The 12,288-nt window shown below is 32.7% G+C and carries 10 protein-coding genes; 9 read left to right on the forward strand and 1 reads right to left on the reverse strand.

The window, feature by feature from the left end:
- Positions 1–2: 2 nt before the first annotated feature.
- The 5 genes from LO744_RS07480 to LO744_RS07500 all read left to right on the forward strand — a co-directional run bounded on the left by LO744_RS07480 (position 3) and on the right by LO744_RS07500 (position 6,798).
- The gene (locus LO744_RS07480; protein ID WP_230668465.1) at positions 3–1,418 is read left to right on the forward strand and encodes a DUF4932 domain-containing protein; all 1,416 of its coding nucleotides are present in this window, start codon (positions 3–5) and stop codon (positions 1,416–1,418) included.
- Between the two features lie 9 nt (positions 1,419–1,427).
- A complete protein-coding gene (locus LO744_RS07485; protein ID WP_230668466.1) occupies positions 1,428–2,207 on the forward strand; it encodes a GIN domain-containing protein in 780 nt (259 codons plus the stop codon).
- Between the two features lie 41 nt (positions 2,208–2,248).
- Complete coding sequence (locus tag LO744_RS07490) at positions 2,249–2,971, forward strand: ABC transporter ATP-binding protein (protein ID WP_230668467.1); 723 nt, start codon at positions 2,249–2,251, stop codon at positions 2,969–2,971.
- A gap of 52 nt (positions 2,972–3,023) precedes the next feature.
- Positions 3,024–5,435 carry an ABC transporter permease gene (locus LO744_RS07495; RefSeq protein ID WP_230668468.1) on the forward strand — a complete coding sequence of 804 codons (2,412 nt, stop codon included), beginning with the start codon at positions 3,024–3,026 and terminating at the stop codon, positions 5,433–5,435.
- Positions 5,436–5,499: 64 nt separating this feature from the next.
- Positions 5,500–6,798, forward strand: coding sequence for a TolC family protein (locus LO744_RS07500; protein WP_230668469.1), 1,299 nt, complete (start codon positions 5,500–5,502; stop codon positions 6,796–6,798).
- A 445-nt stretch (positions 6,799–7,243) separates the two neighbouring features.
- On the opposite strand, the gene LO744_RS07505 is transcribed toward LO744_RS07500, so the two are convergent.
- The gene (locus LO744_RS07505; RefSeq protein WP_230668470.1) at positions 7,244–8,725 is read right to left on the reverse strand and encodes an aminotransferase-like domain-containing protein; all 1,482 of its coding nucleotides are present in this window, start codon (positions 8,723–8,725) and stop codon (positions 7,244–7,246) included.
- Between the two features lie 65 nt (positions 8,726–8,790).
- Here LO744_RS07505 and LO744_RS07510 point away from each other — a divergent pair, with 65 nt between their 5' ends.
- The 4 genes from LO744_RS07510 to bioB all read left to right on the forward strand — a co-directional run bounded on the left by LO744_RS07510 (position 8,791) and on the right by bioB (position 12,286).
- A complete protein-coding gene (locus LO744_RS07510; protein ID WP_230668471.1) occupies positions 8,791–9,414 on the forward strand; it encodes a hypothetical protein in 624 nt (207 codons plus the stop codon).
- On the forward strand, positions 9,407–10,513 hold the full coding sequence (locus tag LO744_RS07515) for an aminotransferase class I/II-fold pyridoxal phosphate-dependent enzyme (protein ID WP_230668472.1): 1,107 nt from the start codon (positions 9,407–9,409) through the stop codon (positions 10,511–10,513). Before LO744_RS07510 ends, LO744_RS07515 begins: the two co-directional genes overlap by 8 nt.
- Before the next feature lie 115 nt (positions 10,514–10,628).
- The gene (gene bioD / locus LO744_RS07520) at positions 10,629–11,273 is read left to right on the forward strand and encodes a dethiobiotin synthase (protein WP_230668473.1); all 645 of its coding nucleotides are present in this window, start codon (positions 10,629–10,631) and stop codon (positions 11,271–11,273) included.
- Entirely contained in the window at positions 11,270–12,286 is a 1,017-nt protein-coding gene (gene bioB / locus LO744_RS07525) for a biotin synthase BioB (protein WP_230668474.1), read from the forward strand. The genes bioD and bioB overlap by 4 nt, the downstream gene beginning before the upstream one ends.
- Positions 12,287–12,288 lie beyond the last annotated feature (2 nt).

Below are 12,288 nucleotides of genomic sequence, written 5' to 3' on the forward strand. Positions count from 1 at the left end.
ACATGATTTTGATTAAAAAACTTTTGGGATTAAGTATTCTTCTTATTTCAATTTTAAACTTCTCACAAGAAAAATTAACTCCTAAAGTAGATGAAAGAGTAGAAATTGTAAGTATTGTTTTTCGATTGGCAGGAGCTGAAGAATATAGCCAGAATTACAATAAGAAATATACAACAGATATCAACACCTATTTTGAACCCTACAAAAATTCAGAAATTATTGAATTTATTAAAGAAAACAGAAACAAAAACGGTTTGGGATATGATGCCGTGATGTCGATGGCACTTCATTTATCTTTTAAAAAAGGAAAATTTAGCCAGATAAAAGAAAAAGTAAATTCTTTGGATAAAAGATGGGAAAAAGTAGACAAAAAGCAGTTTGTTTCTTTGTTGAATCAATTTTATAAAAAGACCAATTTCCAGCAATTTTTTAACAATCATTCTGGAGATTATCAAAAAGCAGAAAGTGAATATCAAATGACAATTTTGTATGATTTTAATCAAGATTGGTATTCTAAATTTTATGGTAAAAAAGCTAATGAAGACTATAAAATCATTTTAGGTTATGGAAATGGTGGTGGAAATTATGGAATTAAAACACATCCAGAAAAACAGAAAGAAATTGTAAATGCGGTAGTAGGAATATGGTCGTTTGATAAAGAAGGAAATGTGAAATTTGATAAAAATGAGTTTCAGCCTTTACTTATTCATGAGTTCAACCATTCATTTGTCAATTATATTTTGGAGATGAATGAGAATGCCTCCAAATTGAAAAATTCAGGTGAAATTATTTATGCATTGGTGAAAGAAGATATGGAATCTCAAGCCTATGGAAACTGGGAAACGATGATTAATGAAAGCTTGGTAAGAGCTGCTGTCATTCAATATATGATGGATAATAAATATTCGCAAAAAGATATAGATGAAGAAATTTTAATACAAGAAAAAAGAAAATTTCTTTGGATGAAAGAATTGGTGGATTTGCTTGGAAAGTATAAAAATGACAGAAAAAAATATCCTTCATTAGAAAGTTTTTATCCCGAGATTATCTCTTTTTATAATCAATTATCTCCAAAAATGAGTACTCTTATTAGTGATTATGAAAAAAAACAACCTAAAGTAGTGTCAATTTCTCCCGATATCTGGAACAAAAATGATGTAGACCCTGCGATTAAAGAAATCACTATTAATTTTGATAGAGAAATGGCAGAATCATCTTCTATAAACATGGGAAGTACAGGAAAAGAACATTTTCCTCTGACAAAAAATGAAGGTTTTGTTAATAACCATAGGGGTATTAAACTCTTAACAGAAATGAAACCGAATACCGAATATGAATTTGTATTTACCGATAGTAGGTTTAAATCAAAAGAAGGCTATCCTTTAAAGGAAACCGTGATAAAATTTAAGACAAAATAAAATATACCTATGAAAACTTTAGCAATATTATTTCTTACCACTTTTGCAACACAGTCTTTTCAGGTTTCTGGAAACCTTAATTTTTATATAGAAAATCAAGGCATTAAATCTTCTCAAATCGAAACAAAAACCATCGCCTTAGAGCATTTTGATGGCATTGCTTCTGATATGGTTTTTGATGTTGAAGTGGTAAAATCTATCGAAGAAAAAGTTGTGATTAAAAGCAATTATCTTCAATTCGTAGAAGTAAATGTGAAAAACAGCGTATTGAAGATTGCCTACAAAAGTGGACAGTCGTTAGAAAATGTGGATACTAAAATTATTGTTTATGCAAAAGATATCAAATCTGTGAGTGCAGGAATTGGCTCTGTTGTAAAAATTAAGGATGATTTTGATATTCAAAAATTTTCTACAGTGAGTGGAGGGAAAATTTATGGTGATTCTAATGCAAAACAAGTGTTTATCACGACAGAATCCGGAAGCTTGGTTTCAGGAACCATCAATACAGAAAACCTTGTCTTGCATGCGAAATCGGCAAGCACAATAGATATTCAGGGGAAAATTTCAAAAGCGAGAATCAATTCAGAACAGGCTTCTAAAGTTATTGCCACTGAAGCTAATATTACCGAAGCATTGGTAGACGCAAGATCGGCTTCTTCGGTAAGTTTAAGTGTTTCTAAAGAATTGACAGCATCTGCAAATTCATTAGCAAAAATCAGATATAAAACCTTGTCAGGAGTCAAATTTTCTGCAAGCAGAGATTCTGGCGGAACAATCGATATTTTGTAACCTAATTCACAAACAAACTATAAATTTTAAATAATACCATAATGATAAATATTCAAAACCTTTCTAAAACATATAAAACAGAAGAGGTGCAAACCAATGCACTCAACAATGTAAGCTTAACGATAAAAGAAGGTGAATTTGTAGCCATAATGGGACCTTCAGGTTGTGGGAAATCTACTTTTCTTAATATTCTTGGGTTGCTAGACTGTGCTTCTTCCGGTTCTTATCAGTTTGAAATCATAGAAACAGTGGGAACTTCTGAAAAGAAAAAATCAGACATCAGGAAAAAAAATATCGGTTTTATCTTCCAGAATTTTAATCTGATTGATGAATTAACAGTTTTTGAAAATATAGAATTGCCTTTGATTTACAATGGTGTTTCTTCTTCCGAAAGAAAAAAGCGTGTAGAAGAAATTATGGAGAAAATAAATATTGCTCATCGAGCAAAGCATTATCCACAGCAACTTTCAGGAGGTCAACAACAAAGAGCGGCGGTTGCGAGAGCTTTAGTTACAAAACCAAAATTGATTCTTGCCGATGAGCCAACAGGAAACCTAGACAGTTCAAACGGAAATGAAGTAATGAATCTTCTGGCAGAACTTCACAGAGAAGGTTCTACCATTGCAATGGTAACGCACTCTTCTTACGATGCAGGTTACGCATCCAGAATTGTGAATATGAAAGATGGTGAGATTTTCAGCGAAGAGCATTCTTCTCAGAGAAAAGATGTTTTCGAAAAAGCAGATGCCACAAATTTCGGTTAATTATTAATTCTTCATCATCATTAACCATTAATAATTTCTAATTATAAAAATTATGTTACAAAACTGGCTCAAAATTGCCTTCATCAACTATAAAAAGAATTGGCTTTCCACGATTATCAATTTATTCGGATTGACCATCGGATTGACTGGATTTATGCTCATCCTGATGCATTGGAATGACGAAGAATCTTACGAAAGATGGAATCCTAAAAAAGATGATATTTATTATTTTCAGACGCATTACAAAAAAGATAATAGTTATGGCGGTGCTATTTCTATTCCTTTAGCTGAAAATGCATTGAAACGGATTTCTGAAGTTCAGGATTATGCTTTGATGAGTGGTACAGATATCTCCTACAAAATGATCACAAAAAATAAAACGGCTTATCAGGAAGGAGGAAGCGCTGTGTCTGAGAATTTTTTCAATTTATTTCCATTCAAGTTGGTAGCAGGAAGCTATAAAGATGTTCTTAAAAATGATAATAATATTGCTATTTCTAATGTTGTGGCAAAAAATCTTTTCGGGAAAACTCATGTTGCCGGCGAAACGATTAAAATTAATACTACAGATTACATTGTTACAGCGGTTTACGAATTACCAAAAGGAAACAGCCAGATAAAACCGGATTTCATTTTCAAACCTGTTGAACAAATGAAAAATGATAAAGAATCTTGGGGAAATTTCAATTATGGGTGTTTCTTTCTGTTGAAAAAAGGAGCAGACCCAAGAAGTTTTGAGAAAAAATTCCTCGATATTATTATGATGCGGGCAAAAATTTCTAAAGATGCAGGAATGACACCTCAACAGTTTATTGATACGTATGGACCAACTGATTCATTGCTTACGCCACTCGAGAGAATAAAATTGCATTCAGAAATGACTTGGTTCGGAAAACCCGATTTCAAATCACTAATGATTTTATTTACACTTTCTGTTCTGATTGTGATTTTATCAGCCATTAATTTTATCAATCTAAAAACCGCTCAGGCTTCTCAAAGAGCCAAGGAGATTGGGGTAAGAAAAGCAATAGGTAGTACGAAATCTAATCTTGTTCTTCAGTTTTTACTGGAAACTTTCTTAATCTGTTTTGTTTCATATCTTTTATCTCTGGCTTTAACAGAGCTTCTTTTACCAAGTCTCAACAAGTTTTATGACAAAGAAATTGTAATGAACGATTGGCACGTTTACTTCTATTCATTTGCAATGGTGGCTTTGGTTACGGTTGTTTCTGGGCTTATTCCTGCTTTATATTTATCCAATTTCAAAGCAATAGAAACCTTGAAAGGAAATTTTGCCAGAAGTAAAAACGGGGTTTGGCTAAGAAACGGAATTCTGACTTTACAGCTTATTATTTCGTCCTTTTTTATCATCGGTGGATTGATTGTTAATCAACAAGTAAAACATATGATGAATAAGGATTTGGGCTTCAATGGAAATCAGGTTTTTCAGATTAATTTTAATGAAGATAATAATGGAAAACCATGGTTGAAGTATGAGAGACTGAGAACGGAAATGGCAAAAATTCCAGGTGTGGAAAGTATTTCGTTTGCCGAGGCGCCTCCCGGAACTAATAATCAGAGTAGTTCAAATATGGATTATCTGAATACAAGTATTCAGGCTCGCCACGGCTCTATGGATTATAATTATCCCCAATTTATGGGCGTTAAATTACTTAAAGGACGTTGGTTAAATCCTAAATTATCTTCAGATACTATTAATAATGCTTTGGTAAACGAAGCTTTTCTTAGAAAATTTGGCTGGACAGATGAGCAGGCAATGAAAAGAGAAATAAGACCTGGGTTTGATAATAAAGCGTATCACATTATAGGAATTACAAAAGATTTCAATATCAGAAACTTGAAAAGCGAAGTGGAACCCATGATATTTTTCCATTACAGAGAAACTAGCTGGAAACGATATAACGTAGGTAATATTCAATTAAAATTAAAAGCAGATGATATTGAGGGAACGGTGAAAAGAATCAAAACCTATTGGCAAAATAGTGTAGAACAGGGCTACCCATTCAATTCTTATTTTATAGATAAGCAATTTGCAAAAACTTTTGAAACGTATCAAAAACAACAAACGCTTTTCACTATTCTCAATGCCATGGTGTTAATGGTTGCTTTATTAGGATTATTCGCTTTATCTTCATTAATGATTGAGCAAAAATTAAAAGATGTAGCCATTAAAAAGACTTTAGGCGCATCAGACGGAGTTTTAGTTGTTGGATTGACCAAACAATTCCTTTGGATTACCTTAATCGCTGTTTTAATAAGTATTCCAATCAGTTACTATCTGATGAATGAGTGGCTGAAAGATTTTGCCTACCGAATAGATATGCCTGTTTTTCCATTCATTCTGAGTATGATTTTACTATTGACTTTAACTTTCGCAGTGGTAAGCATTAAAGCGTATCAGGCTACAAAAGTAAATCTTGTAAAATATCTGAAATACGAATGATAATTGTTAATGGTTAATTACCAATGATAACCATTAACAATTAATAATTAACCATTAGCTAATTATGAAAAAACTACTCTTTATTTTAATCATCAATCTTTTTCCGGCTCAGCAAAGTTGGACACTCAAACAATGTCTCGATTACGCTTCGATAAATCATCCGCTGATAAAACAGGCTACTGTCAATATTCAGAAAAATGACCGACAAATTGCGGCTTCAAAAGGAATGTTGCTTCCATCAGTGAATGCAGGTGTGAATCACAGCTATAGTTTAGGCTCGTCAATTAATCAGTCGAGCAATCAAAGAGAAACGCTTAATACACAATACGACCAAGTTATTGCTCAGGCAAATATTGAATTGTTTAACTGGAGAAATTATTTGAATATTTCATTGTCTAAGCTTAATAAAAATACAAGTACATACAGACTTAAACAGGCTCAGAATGAAGTGAAATTTAATGTAATTCAGAATTTTTTCACTTATCAAAACAGTAAAAGCTGGCTTGAAGTATTAGAAACACAGATTGCGGGAATTGAAGAACAAATCAAACGTACCGAAAAAGAAGTTGAAATAGGAAGCCGTTCTAAAAGTGATGTTTACGATATTAAAGCAAATCTAGGAACATTACAAGAGCAATGGGTTTCTGCAAAAAATCAACGTGATCTGGCAAAAATAAACCTTCTTAATGCATTGAATATGACAAACGATTCTGTCGATTTTGTGATGACTGATGATGTTTCTCTCATGCAGGAAGATTTTAATAATACTGATTTTACCAATAAATTAATAGAAAATAATCCCGCTTATAAAACTGTTGTTGCTGAGATTGCAACGCAGGAAAAAAGCATTGATATTGAAAAATCGGCTTACCTTCCCACACTTAACGGTAATTATAGCTGGTCTACTTTTTACAATAAATCTTTAGGTAATAATTCTCTTTCTAACACGAGCTTTTCGGACCAGTTTAGTCAGAATAAAAACCAATCGATTTCTTTTGGTTTGAATATTCCGATTTTTAATAAGTTTCAAATCAAAAATAATGTAGAAATAGCAAAATTAAATGTTATAAATTTCAACTATAGCAAAGATTTAATTATTAATGATTTGACCAAATCTATTAACTCCATAAAAGTTCAGTTTCTGAATGCACAGGAAAAATACAGTTTGTTGGAGTTGAATTTTGAAAACCAAAAACTGTCTTTTCAGAAATCTGAAGAAAAATACAAAGAAGGTTTAATGGATGCTTACACTTTTTTTGTGGTGAGAAATAACTGGCTTCAGGCAAATTATAATTTAATAAGCAGTAAAAATGATGTCAACCAACAAGTCGAATTATTGAAAGTTCTGAAGTCTGAATTTTAAATAATTGATGTTCTAGAATTCAGTATTTTAACGGGAAATGTCTTACCGCAGATTACTCAGATTTTTATTATTGAGTATTTTAAAATTCGACCATTAAGGTGATTTAAGAAGTTAAGTTTTATTAAGAAAATCAAATAGATTTTTTACAAGCAACTTGCTTATAGTGAAGCTCAACTTAATATTCTCAACTTCTTAATTAAATCTTAATGGTTTAATTTTATATGAGATTTTATTCCCAATTATCAGTGAAGATTTGTGTGACTCTTTGGTTATGTCAACCTTGTCAAGGTTAATAAATATGCGAATTATTAACCTTGATAAGGTTTCTTTTGAAATTAAGTTTTACATTTTGTAAACTTTTGAATTTCTCTTTTTTCAATCATTTCTTTTGATGCTTTTGCTGTTAAAAAGATTCAAAAATAAATTATACTTTCAATCCTAAAAATCAAGACAGTAATTTGATATTTTTAGATAAAATTTCAATGCTTTTATCCATTTCATTTAGATTTAAATTTCCAAAACCCAATCGCATTGCTGTGAGGTTTTTATTCTGATAAAGCAAGGTTTTTGGAATGAAAAGATTGTTTTGAGCACAGTTTCTGCTAAGTTGCATTAGATTAACCGGGATTTTCCACTTCATCCATACCGCCAAACCTCCTGTTGGCTTTTGAAAATGAATGTAGTCACTTAAGTTTTGTTCTAAAAGAGAGACAAAATAATCTCTTCTTTCCTGATAGGTTTTTAACGATTTTTTTAGATAGCGATTGATTTCTCCTTCAGCAATCATTTCTCCCAAAACGTGTTCCATCAGAACATCGCCTTGTCGGTCTATAATTCCTAAATATTTTCGCATTTCCGTCATCAGATTTTCGGGAGCGACAATAAATCCCGTTCGGAAACCTGGTACCAAGGATTTTCCAAAAGACCCTATATAGATGACCATTCCGTTGGTATCTGCGCTTGCCAAAGGAAGAATGGGACTTTTGTCATAGTGAAAGTCATAATCGTAATCATCTTCGAGAATGATAAAACCAAATTCATTCGCAAGATTTAGAAGTTCGAGCCTTCTTTTTGCACTCAAAGTGACCGTAGTAGGATAGTGGTGATGTGGAGTAAGGTAAAGCATTCTTATTTTCTGCTTCTTACAGGCTTCTCTTACTTCTTCTACATTAATTCCTTCATCATCAATCGAAATAGTCTGGATGTTTACTCCTGCTTTTTGAAAAATCATGTTGACTGAGAAATAGCTTAATGCTCCAACCAAAACAACATCTCCCGCCGAAAGTAAAATTTCTGAAACAATATAAATACTCATTTCAGTGCTTCTCGTAATCAAAAGGTTATTTTTTGAAATAGGTAAGCCTCTTGACAGATTTAAAAATTCTGAAAGGTTTTTCTTGAAAAATTCACTTCCATCCTGATTGTATTGTCCTATTTTGTGGGCTTTCCTTTTTAGAATAGAGCTGTAAATTCGGGAATGATGGTCAATTTGTGTTAAACGGATATCCGGAACTCCGTCGTTGAAAATATATTCGCAATCAGAATATTCAAACGGATTATCTAAAATGTTTGAAGTTTTAAAAGAAAAACCTGTCGATTTGGGGTAATGTTCAAGATTATTCTTCTCAAAATCTTTAATTTGAAATGGTTTTTCCTGATTTTTCCCGATAACAAAAGTTCCTTTATTCGGAAGACTCTCTACCCAGCCTTGAGCAAACAATTCATCATAAGCGGCAATAATTGTGTTTCTATGAACCTGTAAAATGATACTTAAAGCTCTTGTTCCAGGAAGTTTTATGCCAAATGGTAAAACGCCTCTTTGTATTGCATTAATCAATTGATTTGAAACCTGCATGTAAATAGAAATCTCTGAACTTCTATTGATTAAAATAAAACTCTCATAAGGAAACTCAACCGGACTACTCATAATGTTGAAACTGGTACAACTTAACCATCCGGCAATATACTACTTTTGGCACAAAATAAATAGTAATGGAATTTTATAATCTTATTGATAAAATCGTCAGTGATAATAAATCTCATGCAAAATGGCTCAATACGCTTTCTTTTATGGAGAATGCGGGAGCGAGAAAAATTTCTGCCTGTGAGCATTCTACAAAAGTAAGTTTAATACAGTTGAAACATGCTTGTGAAGAGCATCGTCATGCGTATTACCTCAAAAAGCAAATTGGGAAAATCAATGCTGAATGGTGCAAAAATTATGAAAGTAGCGAGCTTTTAGCTTCGACCGCAACACGCCAATATCTTCATGCTTTGGATGTAAAAGCTTGTAAATATCTTCATCATCATTTTGATTTAACAAAAGAAGAGCTAAAATATGCAGCCTATCTTTTTGTGACGTATGCCATTGAAGTTAGAGCTGATGAATTGTATCCCGTGTATCAGGAAGTTCTTACCAAAACCAATTCTAAAGTGATGGTAAAATCGATTATACTGGAAGAAGAAGGACATTTGGAAGAAATGATTCATCAACTAGATGAGTTTTCTGAAGATTGGAAACCTCATGCAGAAGAGATTATAAAAATTGAAAAAGATTTGCATATTCATTGGGTTAATGCAATAACAGAAGACGTGATGAAGCTTGATTATGCTTAATCATCTCAATCATTTTCAGGAAGCTCTTGATAAGAGGAAAGCAAATCAAACATTAAGAATATTAAAACCTAAATCTGAAGGTATCGATTTTTATTCTAATGATTATTTGGGATTTGCAAGAAATAAAGATTTGCAGAATCTATTGTTAAAAGAGATTAATGACAATCCTCATTTGCTTTCAGGAAGTACCGGTTCACGATTGATAAGTGGAAATAGTACTGAGGTTATCGAAACAGAGGAGTTTATTTCAAAAGAACATAAATATGCATCTGCATTGCTTTTTTCTTCAGGATATAATGCCAATTTAGCCTTGTTTTCTACGCTTCCAAACCGTCATGATACCATTATAGTTGATGAGAAAATTCATCGTTCTGTACATGATGCCTGCAAAATGTCACATGCAAGAAAATTGAAATTTAAGCATAATGATGTTAAGGATTTAGAACAAATTTTAAAAAGGCAAAAAGAAAATTGTTATGTCGCGATAGAAAGCCTTTATTCTATGGATGGAGATTTTGCTCCGATTGAGGAAATTACTGAAATCGCTAAAAAATACAATGCTTTTTTAATTGTAGATGAAGCTCATGCTTTTGGAGTTTTTGGATACGGATTGGTTGAAAAATATCAATTGCAAACCAAGGTTCTGGCAACGGTTATCACGTACGGAAAAGCGCTCGGCTCGCACGGAGCAGCTATTGTAAGTAATGAAATTATCAAATCTTATCTTGTCAATTTTGCATCGCCTTTTATTTACACCACGGCGGCCCAGGATATTCAGTGGAGAAGTATCAAAACAGGGTATGAATTTTTTAAAGCAAACAAAGATTTATCCCTCAAATTACAGCGAAATATTAAAATTTTTCACCAACAAAATATAAAAACTCCATCTTCAAACAGCCCGATTCAGGCAGTTTTAATACCTGATAATCATCGGTTGAAAGATTTGCAGGAAACTTTATTACATGAAGGTTTTTTAACCTATGCCGTTTTTAGTCCTACGGTAAAAGAAGGAACAGAAAGATTGAGAATTTGTCTTCACAGCTTCAATACAGAAGAAGAAATTATTGGTTTGACTAAGATTATTAAAGATTTTATTTAATGTAAAAAAGAGTGTCACTTTTGTCATTCTGGAGGAATTTAAGCAATTATAATTTAAAATAATTCTAAAAAAATGGTCTAGATTCCTACGGAATGACAAATGAGATGGGTAAAATATGGATATAAAAAAAGAAAAATTAGAAATACAAAATTTAGAACAAAGAAAACTTTTCGTCACAGGTATTGGTACTGAAATAGGAAAAACTGTTTGTTCGGCAATTCTAGTAAAACACTTTAAAGCAGATTATTGGAAACCTATTCAGTCTGGAGACTTACATTTTTCAGACAGTATGAAAATTAAAAAATGGGTAGGTGAAAATGTAATTATTCATCCGGAAAAATATCGATTGAAATTAGCTGCATCACCTCATCAGTCGGCTTTTGAAGAAGGGATTTTAATTAACAGTAATGATTTTAAACTTCCTGAAACTCAAAATAATCTAATTGTAGAAGGAGCAGGAGGATTAATGGTTCCTATTTCTGAGGATGAGTTTATTATAGATTTAATAGAAAAGCTAAACCTTCCCGTTGCTTTGGTCGTCAGAAATTATTTAGGATGTATCAATCATACTTTATTGTCGCTGATGATTTTAAAACAAAGAAATATAAAGCTGGAATATTTGATTTTAAATGGAAGTTTTCCGTGGGATACAGAAAGAATAATCTGCAAAAATATTCAACAGGAAACCAAAATCATAAGAATTCCGGAGGTAGAAAAAATAACAATAGAAAGTATTACAAAACAATTAGAAAAAATATGATAGATAAAACAAAATTGAGAAATGATTGGACGAAAGATGAAATAGAGCAAATTTATAATCTTCCTTTGCTTGAGCTTATTTATAAAGCAGCAACCGTTCATAGAGAATGGTATAATCCTGAAGAGGTACAAATGTCAACATTATTATCGATAAAAACAGGTGGTTGCGTTGAGGATTGTTCGTATTGCGGACAAGCAGCGCGTTATCACACCAATATTAAAGTTCAAGCATTATTACCCACCGAAAAAGTGATTGAGCATGCCCAAAAAGCAAAAGACAACGGCTCTTCCCGTTTTTGTATGGCCGCAGCATGGAGAGAAGTGCGAAATAATCGTGATTTTGACCGTGTCATCGATATGGTAAAAGGCGTGAATGAGCTAGGTCTTGAAGTTTGCTGTACGCTCGGAATGTTGACCGAAGAACAAGCTGTTCGTCTTGAGCAGGCTGGTTTGTATGCTTACAATCACAATTTGGATACTTCAGAGCAATATTATGAAGAGATAATTTCTACAAGAACTTTTGATAATAGAATTAATACCATCAACAACGTCAGAAAAGCAGGAATTACAGTTTGTTCGGGTGGAATTATCGGTTTGGGTGAAACACATGGAGACAGAATTTCAATGCTGTTAACATTGGCTACAATGCCAAAACATCCTGAATCTGTTCCCATCAATGCTTTGGCAAGAGTTGCAGGAACTCCTCTTGAGAATAATGAAAAAACTGATACCTGGGAAATGGTAAGAATGATTGCTACCGCAAGAATTGTGATGCCTTCATCGATGGTTCGTCTAAGTGCAGGAAGAATTGAAATGACAGAATTCGAGCAGGGTTGGTGTTTTATGGCAGGAGCTAATTCTATTTTTACCGGAGAAAGAGAAACTTTACTGGTGACTCCAAACCCGGGAGTTTCGGAAGATATGCAAATGCTACAAACTTTAGGATTAAAACCGATGAAAAGACAATCCGAAAAAGCAATTGATCAATTTGAAACCTGGAAAGCTGACTTCTAGTT

Source organism: Chryseobacterium turcicum (genome assembly GCF_021010565.1).
Classification (GTDB): Bacteria; Bacteroidota; Bacteroidia; order Flavobacteriales; family Weeksellaceae; genus Chryseobacterium; species Chryseobacterium turcicum.